This is a genomic window from Arthrobacter sp. BB-1, from assembly GCF_006151685.1.
GTDB lineage: Bacteria > Actinomycetota > Actinomycetes > Actinomycetales > Micrococcaceae > Arthrobacter.
In genome coordinates this window covers 286,928-303,427 of the sequence record NZ_VDEV01000022.1, presented here as the reverse complement: position 1 = coordinate 303,427, position 16,500 = coordinate 286,928, and the positions used below count along the sequence as shown (strand labels likewise).

The window sequence follows — 16,500 nt, the reverse complement described above, 5'->3', positions numbered from 1 at the left end:
GGGTTCCCCGGCCCTCATCCTTTTCCGTTGCGTCTTCAGCCGATGACAAGTTCTGTCACCCGCCACACCTGTTTGCTCTGCTCCAGCCGGACGGCAACAGCACGGGCACGGACGTCGTCCACCACCACCGCGCTGGCTTCATAGATGCCGTCCGCGACCTCGCAGACCCGGACCGACCTGACTGTGGAGTTTCGATGGAGCCTGGTCAGGGCCGGGTTGCCGGTACGGGTGAGCTCCCGCCGGATAAGGGCGGCGCGGTGCTGCAGTGCCGCCAGGCAGCGGGGGTCAAGGCGCCGGGCGAGCTGATGGATCGGCCGGATGCCCGCGAGTACCTCCATGGCCGCCTGTACTGTGTTGCGGGCGATCGCGCGGACTTCCGCCATGTCGTCGGCGGGACGCAAAGGCGCGGGAGCTCCCCGGTGGGCGGGAGACAGGGACGCGGGAGTGTGGCGGCGCGCCGACAGGGGTGCCGTGGTTGCGGTGGTAGCCCGGCGCGGTGGTGGATGTCCTGCCTCCGCCGGTCCGGGGGCCGTCCTTTGGCCTGCCGTAGTTGTGGCCTGGGCGGCGCGTATCGGTGTAACTGCACTCATCGGATTTCCCCTAAAGGTGGATGGCCGGTCTGTTGGATCCCGGATGGGATCGGCTTGGATTGTTTGTGGCCCGACGGAAAGGGCCCTGGACTATTTGTGGGCGGATGAGGGTGGCTGAAGAATTTGGCCCGGGAGCAGCACATCCGGATTCTGTCCGATGAGTGCCGCGTTGGCCTGATACCAACGGGGCCACTGAAGTGCGATGTCCACGTCAGAGGCACCGTGTCCCAAAGCCCGGGCGGCAATGTCCCAGAGGGTGTCGCCCGCCTGGACGGTGACGGCCTCGGCCTCAGCAGCCGTTGCCTCCGCGGGGGCCCGGCTGGCGGGAGCTGCAAGCATGCCCGGGTTCACTACCGGCGGGACGGGCTGCCAGCCGGGGTGGACGGACGGGGGTGGCGTCGTCGCTACGACGGCGGAGTGTTCCTTCCCTGCCTGGACCGGTGCCTCGCTGCCCGCAGGGGCTTCTTTTCCCGGCTGGTTTCCTGCACTGGCCGGCGTCTCCTTACCGACGGGCAGGGATTGAACTGGAACTGGTTCTGGCGCTGTCCATGCTGGGCCCCGTGAGGATGCCCCGATGCCGGCTGTCGGTGCGCCTCCTGCCGTGGCATCTGCCGCCGGGACGGCCCCGGAAACGGCTCCTGCGGTGGCGGGAGCCGAGGATGAGTGCACTTGCGTGGGTGCCCACTCCGGACCGGGTGCCGGTACCGAGGCATGGGCAACGGGCCCGGACAGCAGTTGAACGGACAATGCGCCCAGCACCAATCGCTGCATGAACGCAGGAGAAAGTTTGCGGGTGGCTGCTGCTGCCCGGGTCCGGCCTTTCCTGGCCAGCACGGCGGAGGCAGCTGCGCACGCCAGCGACGTGAACCACCAGGCCACAATGCCCGTCCCGGCGGCGCCCGCCGCGGTGGCCAGAAGCTCCTCGACCCCGGGCTCTTGGAGCCTTGCCGATGAATCTTTCCATTGCGCCAGAAGCCCCGAACTGATGAGGCAGAGCAGGATGCCCAACAGGAGGACTGCTGCCGCTCCGGCGGCGTCGGCGGACAACCGCGACCACGCTGCCCTAGCCACGGAGCCGCCCGTTTGATGCACTTTGATGCAGTTTGATTCGCATAAGCATAGTTTGATCTCGCCTGCGCGGGTTTGTCCATACGCTGGAAAGAATAATTTGCTGCATTGACCGGGCACCCCGCGCGGTCCTACGCTGGCGCAATGCGCTGGGATGCACTCTTTGATGACATGGAAGGCCAGTTCGCAGAGTCGGAGCGTCTTTCCTTGGACGCCGAAATCAACGAACGGACCCGGGCCGAGATGGTGGACGCCGGTCTGGCGGACCGGCTGCGCGGCGCCTTGGGGTGCCGGCTAGTGGTGCATCTCGCCTGTGGCGACGTTGTCCGCGGCGTCCTGAGCCATGCCGCCGCGGACGCCCTGGTCCTGGATGAGGAGCAGCACCAGGTCCTGGTCCCGTACTCCGCCGTGGTCCGGTATGTGGGCCTGGGGAGGTTCTCAGTGGCTGAACCGTCGCCGGTGCGCAGGTCGCTGGGGCTGGCGCATGCACTGCGCGCCCTGGCGCGGGACCGCGCGGAACTGGCGGTGACAGTGGGTCACGGTGCGGGAGCAGTGAGGCTGGCTGGCGTCATCGACAGGGTGGGGAAGGATTACCTGGACCTGGCGACGTTTACGCCGGGGGAGGTGCGCCGCAGCAGCCAGGTCAGCCAGGTGTCGGTCATCCCCTTCGCCGGGTTGGCGGCCATCAGGTCCCGACGGCCCGGTGACTTCTAGCGGCACGTGCTATTGGCGCCGGTCTTGCCAAGTGGGCTCAGGCCGTTCTTGCCAAGCGGGCTCAGACTGACTTGGACTTTGCTTCCTGGATCATGCGGCTGGCCTCGGCATAACGCTCCTCGATGTATTGCTCCAGCATCTTTTCTTCGACCCGCCACTGCCCCCTGCCGCCGACCTGGATGGCCTTCAGTTCTCCGCTGCGGACGAGCGCGTATGCGGCCGGGGAGTTGATCTGAAGCTGCTCGGCAACATCTGCGAGCGTGAGGAACCTGGGCATGCCTCCATTTTGCCATCGAATGGGACAGCATGCTGCTGTTATCCACAGATTGGCGCTGTTTGGCATCGTGACTTTCGTTCCAGCGCCTTGGCGGCAACAATGAGGGTGTTTGGACACGGCGAACAGGGCCGGTACACATAGGGGGAGAATTTTCATGGTTCCTGATTCACCTGCCGCGGCGGTAAGACTGAAGCGACCATCATGGAAGGACCCCCGGCTGCTGGTGGGTTTCCTCCTGGTCCTGGTTTCCGTGGCGGGTGTTGTCCTGCTCGTTGGCAGTGCGGACCGCACCACCGAGGTATTTGCGGCCCGTGACGGAATCGCAGTGGGGGAGCGGCTGACGCCGGACAACGTGGTCAGGGCAAAGGTGCGCCTGGGCGAGACGGAGCAGCAGTACATCACGGCGGAATCAGGGCTCCCCGACGGCGTGGTGGCGGTCCAGCGCATCGGCAAGGACCAGCTGGTGCCGCGCGCCAGCCTTGGATCAGTGGACGAACTCGACCGGAAGCCGGTAGCGCTCACCATCGAGGAAACCCTCCCGGCGCAGGCAGTGGCCGGCGCGAGGGTGGACGTCTGGGTTGCGCAGCCGGACGCCCGCAACGGATTCAGTGAACCGAAACTCCTCCTTCCAGGTGCTGAGATCGCGGAAGTAGCTTCCGGTTCCACAGCCCTGGGATCATCAAAAACCATCGTGCTGATGGTGCTGGTGGAGGACGGCCAGATGCCGGCCCTTCTGGGAGCCCAGGCCAACAAGGCGAAGATCTCCGTGGTCTGGAACCCGGGTGGCGGCGCCAAATGAGTATCCCGGTAGTTACCGTTGGCCAGAGCCGGGAAGACCTGGTGGGCGGGCTCGAACGCCTGCACGGACCGGTCACTGTGGTCAGGAGGTGCGCGGAACTTCCCGAGCTTCTGGCGGCGTGCCAGAGTGGCCTGGCCCGGGCTGCGGTTGTGGCGGACGGGTCCGAAGGCCTGACGTCCTCCCTTGTGGACAGGCTCTCGGCCGTCGGCGTGGCTATCATCGCCCTGACTGACAACGCCGACGAAGCCGCTCGCTTGCGGTCAATAGGGGTGGCTTCAGCGCTGACCGGCGTGGAGTCCGCCGCCCTCTCCGACAGGATTGCCGAGGCGGTAGCCCAACTTACGGGAACGGGGCCTGGTGCCGCCCGGAGAAGCGGCCCGGCTGATCCCGGTGCTGCGCTGAAGCCTCTCCAGGCGGAACCGCCGGCTGGGCCGGACGAGCCGGGTCCTGGCAGGATCATTGCGGTCTGGGGGCCGGCCGGAGCTCCCGGGCGGACCACCGTGGCGGCCAACATCGCTGGGGAGCTCGCGGCGGAAGGAAAAGCTGTACTCCTTGTTGACGCCGACAGTTACGGCGCCAGCATAGCGGCCGTCCTGGGCCTGCTCGATGAGTCGGCGGGCCTGGCCCAGGCATGCAGGCTCGCGGACCAAGGCCTGCTGGATCGGGAAGCCCTCGAGAAGATCGCGGCGCCAGTGGCAACCCAAGCGGGCAACTTCAGGGTGCTGACCGGGATTACCCGGGCGGACCGCTGGACCGAGCTCCGGGCATCCGCCCTTGCGCTGGTCCTCGAACGCTCGCGGCAGATTGCCGAGGTTGTAGTGGTGGATGCCGGATTCTGCCTTGAAGCGGACGAGGAACTCAGTTTTGACACTCTTGCCCCGCGGCGGAACGCAGCTACACTGCGGTCCCTTGAACTGGCTGACACGCTCTATGCCGTGGGCGCTGCGGACCCGGTGGGCGTTCCGAGGCTGGTCCGTGGCCTGGCTGAGCTTGAGGCAGCCGTTCCCCAGGCGTCACCCATTGTTGTGATGAACCGGGTGCGTGCTTCGTCCGTGGGCAGGGGACCGGAGCGGCAGTTGAGGGAAGCCTGGGAAAGGTTTGGTCCTGCGTCGGAACTCAGGGCATTCCTGCCATACGACATGGCCGCGGCGGATGCCGCGCTGTTGGGAGGGTCCCTGCTGCTCGAGGTGGCCCCCGAATCTTCCCTCCGGCATGCCATCCGCGATTTGGTTTGTGCATCCGACCAGCGAAATCGCAAATCCTCTGTCTTTTCTTCCACAGCACGGCGCCGGGCGAAGGACTAGGCTCGCCATAAGAGCTGCAACGGTGCAGCAAATATCTTGTGATGGAGGCGTTTGTCGATGTCGTCTGGATCCAGCGTGGAGGATCAGCCCCTTTCTCTTGAAGGCGATGAGGGCTTCATTGGGGATTACTACCAGCACCTAGCCGAAGAGGACGCGCGGACGTACCCCCGGGACGTGCTGGTGGCGCGGGCCGGCCACCACCGGGATGTCGCCTCCGTCCGGCGCCCCGGCCAGGCGAAGGTCGCCATCATGGACGAGGAAGACAGCAGCGTGGTCTTCGTCGTCACAGATGACATGCCTTTCCTGGTGGACTCTGTCAACGCCGAGCTCGTCCGGCAGCATGCCGCCATCAAGTTGGTCATCCACCCCCTTTTCGTCGCCACCCGGAACAGGGAGAGCGGCGAGCTCGCCAAGGTCAACAGGGTCCCGGCGCACCTCGGGATTTCCAGCGGAGACACCGCCGCCATGCCCAGCCTGTCCCACCTCATCGCCCAGGGCGAGAACGCCTCCCACATGGAGTCCTGGATCGCCGTCGAGATCAACCGTGTCTCGGAAGACGCGAAAGCAGCCCTCCTCGAAGGCATTGAACGGGTCCTCAAGGATGTCCGCGCCGCCGTCGAGGATTGGCCAAAGATGCGCCAGAAGGCCATCGAGATCGCGGAAAGCCTTGACCAGACAGCCAACCCCTCGCAAATCGCCGAACTTCGGCAGGCGCAGGACCTCCTCCGCTGGCTCGATGACGGGAACTTTACGTTCCTGGGCTACCGGGAATACGACCTGGTCAACGTTGACGGCGAAGATGTCTTGGAACTTCGTGAAGACAGCGGCCTCGGACTTCTGCGGGCCTCAACCGACTCGCCCCACATCCAGCACCTGACGGATACCGGCCGGAAGAAAGCGCGGGAAAAACGCGCCCTGGTCATCACGAAGGCTAACTCCCGCTCCACCGTCCACCGCTCGGCCTACCTGGACTACATCGGTGTGAAGAGCTTTGACACCGCGGGGAACGTCAACGGCGAGCGCCGCTTTATTGGCCTCCTGGCAACCAGCGCCTACACCGGCTCCGTCCGCAATATCCCGATTGTGCGCGAAAAGGTTGACGCGGTGCTCCGGAGCGCGGGCTTCCCGCCGGATTCACACTCCGGCAAGGACCTGTTGGGCATCCTGGAAACGTACCCCAGGGATGAACTCTTCCAGATCGAGGTACCGGACCTTGCCGCCACTGCCCTCGGGATCCAGAAACTGCAGGAGCGGCGGCGCACCCGGCTGTTCCTCCGGCCGGACATCTACGGCCGGTTCATGTCTGCCGTCGTCTACCTTCCCAGGGACAGGTACACCACGAACGTGCGGCTCCGCATCGAGCAGGAACTCCGGGAGACGTTCCAGGCCGTCTCCATTGACTACGAAGCCCGGATGACGGAGTCGGCGCTGGCCCGCCTCTTCTTCCGCATTCGGCTGCCCAAGAACGCAGACGTCAGCCACGTCAACGCCGAGGAGCTGGAGAAGCGCCTTGTGCGTGCTGCCCGCTCCTGGAGCGAAGGGATCGCGGAGGTCCTGCGCGAGGGCCGGGACGTTGCGGAGGCCAAGGAGCTGGCCGCCATCTGGTCGGAGGCGTTTCCCGCGAGCTACCGGGTGGATTACGAGGTCGAAGATGCACTCGAGGACATTGCGCGGTTCGAGAAGTACGGCGCGGCCGCCGAGCGCGCTGAAGGTACTGTCCAGGAGCGGCCCGGCGTCCATGTTTACCTGCCGGAAGGCGCGGGGGCAACGCTGGAAGAGGACGCGCGGGTCAAGCTCTACATGCTGGAGCCCAAGAGCCTGAGCCAGATCCTGCCGTACTTCCACAACCTGGGACTGGAGGTTTTGGATGAGCGGCCCTTCGAAATCGAGACTGCGGACCGCCGCGATTTCTTCCTGTACGACCTTGGCCTGAAGTATCCGGCAAAGGTGGACCCGGTCTCCACCGGCCAGCTGCTGGCTGAGTCCTTCGGCGCTGCCGTGACCGGTGCAGCCGAGTCGGACAGCTTCGACCGGCTGGTCCTGCGGGAGGGGCTGCAATGGCGGAAGATCACCGTGCTCCGGGCCTATGCGCGGTACATGCGCCAGATGGGCAACACGAACTCCTTCGGCTTCATGGCAGACACCCTGCTGGCCAACCCGCGCGTGACCAGGGGGCTGACTGCGCTTTTCGCCGCCCGCTTCGATCCTTCCCTCAGTGATGCCGAGCGCCTCGAGGCGCAGGCATCCGCCCGCAAGGACCTGGACGCGTCAATCGAAAAGGTGGAAACGCTCGACGCCGACAGGGTCCTGCGCACCTTCGTCAACCTGATCGAGGCGACGCTTCGGACCAACTACTACCAGGACAAGCCCCACCTGAGTTTCAAGCTCGATCCGGCACGGATCGAAGGCCTGCCGTTCCCGCGGCCGATGTTCGAGATCTGGGTCTACGCCCCTCGCGTTGAGGGCGTCCATCTCCGCTTCGGCAAGGTGGCGCGCGGCGGGCTGCGCTGGTCCGACCGCCGTGAGGATTTCCGCACCGAGATCCTTGGGCTCGTGAAAGCGCAGACTGTGAAGAACGCCGTCATCGTGCCTACGGGAGCGAAAGGCGGATTCTTCGCCAAGCAGCTGCCGGACCCCACCGTTGACCGGGCCGCGTGGATGGCGGAGGGGATCGAAAGCTACAAGACCTTCATCAGGGGCCTGCTGGACATCACCGACAACCTCCTCACCGAGGGTGACCGTGAAAGGCTTGTGCCGCCGTCGGACGTTGTAAGGCACGACGACGACGATTCCTACCTCGTGGTGGCTGCCGACAAGGGCACCGCGACGTTCTCCGACATCGCCAACGGCCTGGCGGCGGAGTACGGCTTCTGGCTTGGGGACGCGTTCGCGTCCGGCGGCTCCGTGGGGTACGACCACAAGGCAATGGGCATCACCGCGCGGGGCGCGTGGGAGTCGGTGAAACGCCACTTCAGCGAACTCGACCTGGACACCCAGACGCAGCCGTTCACCGTGGTGGGCGTGGGGGACATGTCAGGGGACGTCTTCGGCAACGGGATGCTGCTGTCCCGCCACATCCGCCTCCTCGCTGCCTTCGACCACCGCCACATCTTCCTCGACCCCAACCCGGACGAGGAAGCCTCGTTCGTGGAGCGGCAGCGTTTGTTCCAGCTGCCGAGGTCCTCGTGGGACGACTACAACAAGGCACTCATCAGCGAGGGCGGCGGAGTGTTTGCCCGGCAGGCGAAGTCGATTCCGGTTTCGCCCCAGGTGCGGACCGCCCTGGGACTGCCGGCCGAGACCACGGAACTCAGCCCGCCAGAACTCCTCCGTGCAATCCTCTTGGCCCCTGCGGACCTGCTCTACAACGGGGGCATCGGGACCTACGTCAAGGCGAGCACCGAGACCAATGCCATGGTGGGGGACAAGGCCAACGACGCCATCCGGGTGGACGGCCGGGACCTGCGCGTCAAGGTGGTGGGCGAAGGCGGAAACCTCGGCATGACCCAGCGCGGCCGCATTGAAGCGGCGCTGCAGGGCGTCATCCTCAACACGGACGCCATCGACAACTCCGCCGGCGTGGACTGCTCCGACCACGAAGTCAACATCAAGATCTTCGTGGACCGGATGGTGGCTGCCGGAAAGCTGTCGGCGGAAGAACGCGCCGGCTTCCTGGCAGCGATGACCGACGAAGTGGGCCGGCTGGTTCTCGAAGACAACATCGACCAGAACATCCTGCTGCTCAATGACCGGACCAGGGTTGCCGAATGGAGCCCGAGCTACGAACGGCTGATGGACTGGCTCGAAAAGAAAGCGGACCTGAAGCGGGACCTTGAGGCACTTCCCACCACCGAAACGCTGCGGGAGCGCCTGCAGCAGGGGCAAGGGCTGACGTCACCGGAACTGTCGGTGCTGGCCGCCTACGCCAAAATCGAGCTGGCAACCGCCCTCCGGGAAAGCGACATGGCGGACGACCCCTGGTTCAGGCAGACGCTGCGCTCCTACTTCCCTGCCCAGCTGCGGGAGCGGTTCGACGCCGAGCTGGACACCCACCCGCTGCGGCGCGAGATCATAGCCACGGTGGTCGCCAACGACATGATCAACCTCGGCGGCATCACGTTCGCGTTCCGGGTAATGGAAGAAACCTCGGCCAGCGAGGCCGCAGTGGCCAAGGCATTTGTTGCCCTGCGGGAGATCTACGAGCTGGACGTCATGGTGGGGGAGCTGAACAGCCTGCCGGCATCCTTCCCCACCGAGCACTGGAGCGCTGTCCACCTGGACATCAGGCGGCTGCTTGACCGAGCGGTCCGCTGGCTCCTTGGGCAGGGGGCCGTATCCCGGCCGATTGCCGATGTTGTGTCTGAGTTCAAGCCCGTGATGGAGCCGATGCGCGCCCACCTCCTGGACTACCTGCGGGGCGATGACCGGGAAAGGGTGGCGGGCTGGCTGGAGACGGCGCGGGAATGGGAGCTGCCGGAAGGCCTGGCCCTCCGCTGGGCGGAGCTTTTCGAAAGCTTCGTGCTGCTGGATATTGCCAAGATTGCGCATGTCCGCAAGGACCCCGTGGAAGAGATCGCGGCCGTCTACTACACCGTCTTTAACCGGTTCCACGCCGACTCGCTGCTGGAACGGATCAGCAGCCTGCCCCGGCAGGACAGGTGGCAGGCGCTGGCCAGGGCGGCCCTGCGGGACGACCTGTACTCAACCATCTCGGACATAACGATGGCGGTGCTGGACGCCACCGCTGCCAGCGACTCGCCGGAGGCCCGCCTGAAGGACTGGGAGGCCCAGAACGCCGAGCAGCTGAGCAGGGCGAAGACCATGTTCGACGAGGTCAATTCACTCGAGGCCGACGATATGGCGTCACTGTCGGTAGCATTGAGGCTCTTGAGGTCAATCGTTCGACGCTAGCCAAGTCCGGCGTCGCAAATGGAGGTGCAGTGGCAATCTTTACGGACCCTATCAGGGAACACGCTGATTTTGGGCCGGGCGATGCTGAATGGCTGCACCTCCTGGTGGGGGACTGGCAGATGGTTGCGGACCTGGCGTTCGCCGACCTTGCGCTGTGGTTCCCACACCCGGACCACGGGTATGTGGCGTTGGCGCACGTCCGGCCCTCCACCACGCACACCGTCTTCCATGGCGACTTCGTAGGGGAGGGTATCCGGTCCGACCTGCAGCCCCTCGTGGACAAGGCCTGGAACAGCCGTTCCATCGAACGCTCCAGCGAAACCAACTGGAGCAGCGACATGGCGCTTCGGGTGGAGGCGGTCCCCATGGTCCGCAACGGGCGAACCTTGGCCGTGGTCACCACGCACATGGACCTGTCCAGCTCGCGGATGCCGTCACGGCTGGAGCTGACATACCGGCAGTGCGCATATGACCTGCTGCGGATGGGCACGCTGGGGCTGTGGCCGGACTTCGCCTCGCCGACGGGTTCCCGGCGCGGCGCACCGCGCGTGGGGGACGGCCTGATTCGGCTGGATGCAGAGGGCATTGTGCAGTACGCCAGCCCCAACGGCGTCTCCGCCTTCAGGCGTCTGGGTGACGGGGAGTCCCTGGAGGGCCGGTCCTTGGCGGAAGTCACCGCGAGCCTGCTGAAGGACCGCCGCATGGTGGACGAGACACTGCCCCTGGTGGTCACGGGCCGGATGCCCTGGCGCAGTGAGATCGAGTCGCGGGGCGTCAGCCTGTCCCTGCGTGCGATTCCGCTGCGTGACGAGCAGCAGCGCTTTGGCGCGCTGGTCCTGTGCCGCGACGTGTCCGAGCTGCGCCGGCGTGAAATGGAGCTCGTCACCAAGGACGCCACCATCCGGGAGATCCACCACCGGGTCAAGAACAATCTGCAGACCGTCGCGGCGCTGCTGCGAATGCAGTCCCGGCGCATGGTCAGCGATGAAGCGAAGCAGGGCCTGGAGCAGGCCATGCGCAGGGTGGCCACCATCGCCCTGGTCCACGAGACCCTGTCCCAGGGCCTGACCCAAAGCGTGGACTTCGATGAGCTGATCGGGCGGCAGTTCCGGCTTTCCGCGGAGGTCGCCTCGCCGTCGCAGCAGGTGAGGACCGAACGCTCCGGCACGTTTGGGGAGCTGCCCAGCGACCTAGCCACCCCGCTGGCCCTGGTCATCAACGAACTGGTAACCAACGCCGTGGAGCACGGACTGGAGGGGAGGGCCGGAACCGTCTGGCTGATCGCTGACCGGTCCGACGGGGACGACGGCGAGGAGCTCACCGTGACCATTGCCGACGACGGTGTGGGGCTTCCCGATACACCCCACGTTGAGGGGCTTGGGCTTCAGATCGTGCGGACCCTGGTGACCAGCGAACTGGGCGGGACCATCCAGTGGAAGCCGCGCGAGGGTGGCGGCACCGCCGTCGAGATCCGGCTTAGCCTGGCAGGCAAGTAGGCGGGGAGGCCGGCTGGCCTTGCGCGGGCCGGTCCGCTCCGTTTTGTCCTATAACCCCCGGACTAGTAACTGAAACAGCCCCGGCCGCAACCTTGGGAGGTTGCAGCCGGGGCTGTTTGTGTTGGGAGGCTTCCGGCTGGATCAGGAAGCGCGGCGGGCGCGGGCGGCGCGGCGCTTCAACGCCCGGCGCTCGTCTTCGCTCATGCCGCCCCAGACGCCGGCGTCCTGACCGGACTCCAGGGCCCACTGCAGGCAGGTATCCACAACGGGGCACCGGCGGCAGACGCTTTTTGCTTCCTCGATCTGCAGGAGGGCCGGCCCCGTGTTCCCGACGGGGAAGAAGAGTTCGGGGTCCTTTTCGAGGCACGCTGCGCGGTTACGCCAATCCATGCTGATCAGTTGCTCCATTTCTGGGAAGAGCCCTTGTGAAATTATTCACTAGTAGCTACAAAGGAAAAGGGCCCGGCAGGGCCCCCTTGGTCATCTGAATCAAGCCTGTCATGTTAACGCTGTGTAAACAAGGGGTAATAACGCTTGATATCCCCGGAAAGCTGAGCGATACATCACACCGGCGCTGCTGGCCCTCACCACTGTCCGACTATGTCGGGTAGGGTGCCAGTGTGTCAAGACCCCCGGTAAACCCAGCAGAGCCGCCGCTACCCCCTGAAGATGCCGGCCAGGACCGGAACGGCGAGGATGGTGGAGGCCCGCGCAGCCGACCCGGGGCCGTGCTCGTGGTGGCCTTGGTGGTGGCCGCGGAGGCCACTGTCCTCCTGATCGCGGCAGCCTGGTATGGCTATCAGTTGGTGGCGGGGAGCCCCGTCCTGTCCTTTTGGGGAGCGGTGTTCACCCTTGTGCTCCTGCTGGCCTTCTCCGCCTGGCTGTACGCGGTGGCAGTTTTCCTGAACCGCGGCTACCGCTGGACCCGGGCTGCGGCCCTCGTGGCGCAGTTGTTCGTTCTGACCATAGGATTTCCCACCTTCAGCAGCGGGCTCCTGCTTGCCGGGATTGCAATGCTGGTGCCGGCCATCACTGCCATCGTCCTTCTGTTCCACAGCAAGGTGGTCAGCTACGCCTCGCGCACCGGCGGGGGGCCCCCGGCGCTTTAGCCGTTCTGCCGCCGGTGGTGGTGCGTTCATGTCGGCCCCGCCCAGGCAACCTGGACCGGGGACGACCGCCCCCGGGAGATCAGGATGCCCCTGCCCGACGGGGAATTCGGCTCGACGTCGAAGCGCACCCCGAACAGGTCCCCCTCCGATGTGGACCGCGGGGACAGCAGGAGTCCTGTTCCTGCGGCGCGGGAGTCCATGATGATCGGAACACGCTGCAGCAGCAAGGGGCTGTAATTTGCCGTGAGGACCACAAGGTGGCCCAGGGCGTGCAGCTCTGTCAGGTCCCGTAAAGCGCCGGCAGGCAAGAGGTCAACGTCGTCCGCCAACAGCACCGCTTCCCTGCATAGTTCCCCCGCCTTGGCCCGGGCCAGCGAAGACTTCCAGAATTCCTCCGGATCAATGCCGCTCTCCGGACAGGTCCATGGCCCCGCTGCGGGGTTCAGCGCCCGCAGGGTGCGCAGGACGTTCGTTTTCCCTGAACCGACTCCTCCGAGGACCGCGAACACGCCCCCGGCGGGAAACCCTATGGTGAACGGTTGCACCTCATCGCCAGCGACGCCCAGCAGCAGGTCCGGGAACCGGGCTTCGCCGGCGCTCCCGCGCGGCGCCCTGGCCCGGCCGTCCGCACGCTGTGCCGCGGCTTCGGGAACGCCCGCCCCGACGTCGTCCATCCTGTCAGCCAGGGCCCGGACCTCCGGGACCGATATCAGGGACGGAAGCGGCTCAACCCGGAAAGGCCGGGTGCCTGCCATGATGAAGCCAGCCGGGCTGGCGCCGTTCTGCGGGGTGCTGCGCGAACTTCGAGGGGCGGGTTCGTAGAGCTGGCACACTGCCGCTGTACCGCCCGTGATCGGGCCGAAAGCCACGCCCCTGCCCTTGACCGCAGCCGTGGGTGGCATCTTGGGCCATGCGATGCGGCCGTCCTCGTTGGAGCCTGTGGGGAAGTAGATACGGTTCGGAAGTGACCCGCAGAACCTGGCCGTGACGAGTTCCCGCTCGCCGGAGACCATGACCGTGATGCCGGCCCTTGCACCATCGCGGACCAGGTCCTGGACAAGGTCTTCGGCCCAGGCCAGCGGTCCTGCCCGAAAAGCCGAGACCCAGGATCCCCAGCCGGAGATCACAAGGACGAGCGGAATGCCGCGGCCAGCCCGGCTCAGGCGGCTGGCCAGTTCCTGGCCAAGCCGTTCAAGTATGCGGACGCCACGCCGCAGCTCGTGCAGGCCGGCATGGGCTCCCGTCCGGTCATGCGTTGCGAGGCGGAGGAAGGTTCCGCCGGCGTCCAGGAAGTAGCAATGTGATTCGGTTGCATGGCTGGCCACTTCACCGGCGGCCAGTTCAAGGGCTTCAGGTGCGCCCGACGCCGGACCTCCGATCAACGCGAGATGGCTGTCCCTTGCGGGGTCCCATGACAGGCGCTTCACCTCTTGCCGCGCGGGCAAGTCCATCAAACCAAGATCAATGGACCACTGGCTGGTGCCCGCGTTCACTGTTGCCTCGCTGGACATAGCACCGGGGGCCTTTGTCCGGTCGGGTTGGGTGAGCTTCTGTGGCAGGGGAGGCGCCACCGGCTGGCGTGGTGCTGCTCCTGCCTGTGAGGCCCAAAGATCCCGGACCATCGAGACGAGAGGGGCCGCCGCCTCCGCCGGCGTGGGGTCCGGTGGGCGGGCCCCGGCACCGTTGGATCCGCCAATATCCGCCAGATACTCCATGGTGAGCTGCACCTCGACATCCTCCAGCGCCGTGGCATGGAACGCTCCGCCCGTTGACGCCGTCTGGAATTCCCGGGGCTCCTCCATTCCCCGGGCTATAAAGGCGCGTCCAGGGGTATCCCGCCTGATTCCGGCTGCGGCCGCGGTCCTGATGATGTCGTGGGATTCAGCGTCGGACTGGACGCGAAGCGCAATGCTGGACGTGACGTTCGCGCGGATATCGGCGGTCAGCGCTCCCTGGGGGCGCTGGGTGGCCATGACAAGGTGAAGGCCGAGCGAACGCCCTATGGCGGCGATCCGCATGAGTTCCCGGAGCACCTCCGGGGCATCGTCCACGAGCATCCGAAACTCATCGATGACGATGACCAGCCGGGGGAGGGGACGAATACGGGATGCCCGTGTGGAACGGTAGGCGTCGAGGTCCGGAACCGCGGCCGCAGCGAGTGCTTCCTCCCGGAGCCTTATCTCCGCACGGAGCGAAGCGAGCGTCCGTTCGAGTTCGTGGGTGGCCAGGTCCGTCAGCACTCCGACGCAATGAACCAGGCCTGCCAGCGGACCAAGCCCCGAACCGCCTTTGAAATCGACAAAGAGGAAATTGACCCGGTCCGGAGGATGGTTCAGTGCCAGCGCCACCACCAGGGTTCGCAGCAGTTCAGACTTGCCCGAGCCGGTGGTTCCCGCAACCAGCAGATGGGGGCCGTCAGCTTGAAGGTCCAGGGTCTGGGGCCCTGTTGCTGCAAGCCCCAGGGCAACGCCGAGATCATGAGCGCGGGCGCTCGCATTCCAACGGGCGGCAACGTCCGCGGGAGAAAACGGCAGCACGTCCCCCAGCCTGCAGGCAGCGGGAAGCCCCTGCTCGTGTTCCTCCAGCGGCCTCGATGAAGCCGCCACCTGCCGGCAGAAGTTGCTGAACACGTCCTCGGGCGCCAGGTCCGGGACGAAGGCAATCTGGCTCCCCAGGCCGCGCAGGCATGACTGCCGCTCGCCGAGTTCCACATCCGGGACACCTGGGGCCGAGTCAGGCGCACAAAACTGGAACACTTGCCACCCCAGCCGCGCCGCCTCGTCGCATAGTCCTCCGCCGTCCACTGTCCATGCCCCGGTGAGCAGGAGGACGCCATGGACATACGTGGAGCCAAGGCCATCCGCCAGCGCCCGCAGGCCGGCCTCCGGGGAAGCTGCGAGGGTCATGGCGGGAAGGTAGCGGGCGGGAAGCGGAAGAGTTCCTGGCGGCCCACAGATGATGATGCGGGTCCTCCGGCCACGGGGGTAGCCGGCCAACTGCATGACAAGCGACCTGATCATCCCCTCCGCCACTGATGGAGGTCCACGGAACGTGGTGTTGGGGGGACCCGGATCCAGCAACAAGGGGACGTCTCCGGCTGAAGGAGTGGCCCTGGGCGCGGTCTCCGAATCGACCTTCAGATTGGCCGCCTGGTGTGCCTGGCCAAGGCGAAGCCATACCCGGCCATTCTCCTCGGGAGGGGAGGTCGGGAGCTGGCCGTGCCGTGCTGCCAGCACCAGATGCGGAAGGGAGGGGCCTGCCCGCTGCCGCCGCTTCCGGTCCTCCTCCACGGCTGAATGGATCTTTTGCGCAAACTCGCGCCCCTGTCGGCGACCCGCCGCCAGGGGGATGAGTGCGGATACTGCCGAGACGGCGGCGAAGGCAAGGAACATCCACATTCCTGTGAGGACCGCGAGCCCTATGCCGATGGCCAGGGGGAGAACTGCCGTGAGCAGCAGGATCCCGCGATTGCCGGACTCCGTGCGGCCCGCAATGGTGAGGGGCTCTTTAACTGAAGTCCCGGCGTCGGCCAGTGCTCTGTCCGGCAGGTCCAAAAAGACCAGGGACATTGTTGTATTGCCGCAGCGGATGGCGGAGTCAGTGGTGACAACCGCATGGCGGACCCTGCCGCCGTCGACGTAGGTGCCATTGGCGCTGTCCAGATCGACGAGCATGATGTCCTTCTCGGTGACCACCAGGCGGGCATGCTCGCGGGAGAGCTCAGGATCCGGAACCACGATGCGGGTATTGCTTCTGCCGATCGTGTAGGTGCCGCGCCGCAGCGGGACGAGGATGCCTGCTCCCGCGCCGGTGTGCACGGCCAGGGCGATGGGTGCAGCGGGATCGGGGGCCGGGCGCCGCAGCTTTTTCCGGCTGACGAGCCGGCTCCCGCCGTCGACCAGGACGGCGCCGTTCACCAGGGGCGCTGTGCCGAGGCTCAGGGAACTCAGGTCATTTTGGCCGATGAAGACGGCACCAGTCCCGAATTTCTCCACCAGACAGGCGTGGATCTTTGCGCCCGAAGTGCCGGGAGGTGCCGTAGTGGAAAGTTCCACCGGTGGCCCGGGCCGGGGCGCGTCGGGGCTGCGGACAAGGGTGAAGTGGAGAGTCATGGGTGGATCCTTCGGTGCCTTTGGAACCCAACCTAGCCAGGCGTCACCCTCAGGAACCCCTGCTTAATCTCCTATGTGGACAACTGGATGGGATCGGCCGATTCGACGGGCGCCACAGTC

At 66.1% G+C, this 16,500-nt stretch carries 11 protein-coding genes; 6 read left to right on the top strand and 5 right to left on the bottom strand.

Annotated elements, in window-relative coordinates; genetic code table 11:
- Nucleotides 1-35 precede the first annotated feature (35 nt).
- On the bottom strand, nt 36-590 hold the full coding sequence (locus FHJ30_RS21385) for an Rv3235 family protein (protein WP_171059028.1): 555 nt from the start codon (nt 588-590) through the stop codon (nt 36-38).
- Nucleotides 591-680: 90 nt separating this feature from the next.
- Nucleotides 681-1,661 carry a LysM peptidoglycan-binding domain-containing protein gene (locus FHJ30_RS13195; RefSeq protein ID WP_139029718.1) on the bottom strand — a complete coding sequence of 327 codons (981 nt, stop codon included), beginning with the start codon at nt 1,659-1,661 and terminating at the stop codon, nt 681-683.
- Nucleotides 1,662-1,802: 141 nt separating this feature from the next.
- Between FHJ30_RS13195 and FHJ30_RS13190 the strand changes: the two genes are divergently transcribed.
- Nucleotides 1,803-2,372 carry a hypothetical protein gene (locus tag FHJ30_RS13190; RefSeq protein WP_139029717.1) on the top strand — a complete coding sequence of 190 codons (570 nt, stop codon included), beginning with the start codon at nt 1,803-1,805 and terminating at the stop codon, nt 2,370-2,372.
- 61 nt (nt 2,373-2,433) lie between these two features.
- On the opposite strand, the gene FHJ30_RS13185 is transcribed toward FHJ30_RS13190, so the two are convergent.
- The gene (locus FHJ30_RS13185) at nt 2,434-2,649 is read right to left on the bottom strand and encodes a helix-turn-helix domain-containing protein (RefSeq protein ID WP_015937610.1); all 216 of its coding nucleotides are present in this window, start codon (nt 2,647-2,649) and stop codon (nt 2,434-2,436) included.
- Nucleotides 2,650-2,803: 154 nt separating this feature from the next.
- On the opposite strand from FHJ30_RS13185, the gene FHJ30_RS13180 reads away from it, so the two are divergent.
- From FHJ30_RS13180 to FHJ30_RS13165, 4 genes are read left to right on the top strand one after another with little or no spacing between them, the layout of a single operon-like run.
- Nucleotides 2,804-3,448 (top strand): hypothetical protein, encoded by a 645-nt coding sequence (locus FHJ30_RS13180; protein ID WP_139029716.1) that lies wholly within the window; start codon nt 2,804-2,806, stop codon nt 3,446-3,448.
- Complete coding sequence (locus FHJ30_RS13175) at nt 3,445-4,752, top strand: P-loop NTPase (RefSeq protein WP_139029715.1); 1,308 nt, start codon at nt 3,445-3,447, stop codon at nt 4,750-4,752. The genes FHJ30_RS13180 and FHJ30_RS13175 overlap by 4 nt, the downstream gene beginning before the upstream one ends.
- A 57-nt stretch (nt 4,753-4,809) precedes the next feature.
- On the top strand, nt 4,810-9,663 hold the full coding sequence (locus tag FHJ30_RS13170) for an NAD-glutamate dehydrogenase (RefSeq protein WP_139029714.1): 4,854 nt from the start codon (nt 4,810-4,812) through the stop codon (nt 9,661-9,663).
- Nucleotides 9,664-9,692: 29 nt separating this feature from the next.
- Nucleotides 9,693-11,159, top strand: coding sequence for a sensor histidine kinase (locus tag FHJ30_RS13165; RefSeq protein ID WP_139029713.1), 1,467 nt, complete (start codon nt 9,693-9,695; stop codon nt 11,157-11,159).
- Nucleotides 11,160-11,300: 141 nt separating this feature from the next.
- Here the strand turns inward: FHJ30_RS13165 and FHJ30_RS13160 are convergent, their stop codons facing one another.
- On the bottom strand, nt 11,301-11,549 hold the full coding sequence (locus FHJ30_RS13160) for a WhiB family transcriptional regulator (RefSeq protein WP_015937605.1): 249 nt from the start codon (nt 11,547-11,549) through the stop codon (nt 11,301-11,303).
- Between the two features lie 338 nt (nt 11,550-11,887).
- On the opposite strand from FHJ30_RS13160, the gene FHJ30_RS13155 reads away from it, so the two are divergent.
- On the top strand, nt 11,888-12,268 hold the full coding sequence (locus FHJ30_RS13155) for a hypothetical protein (RefSeq protein ID WP_171059038.1): 381 nt from the start codon (nt 11,888-11,890) through the stop codon (nt 12,266-12,268).
- Nucleotides 12,269-12,294: 26 nt separating this feature from the next.
- Here FHJ30_RS13155 and FHJ30_RS13150 read toward each other — a convergent pair whose 3' ends face one another.
- Complete coding sequence (locus FHJ30_RS13150) at nt 12,295-16,380, bottom strand: FtsK/SpoIIIE domain-containing protein (protein WP_139029711.1); 4,086 nt, start codon at nt 16,378-16,380, stop codon at nt 12,295-12,297.
- Between the last annotated feature and the right edge of the window lie 120 nt (nt 16,381-16,500).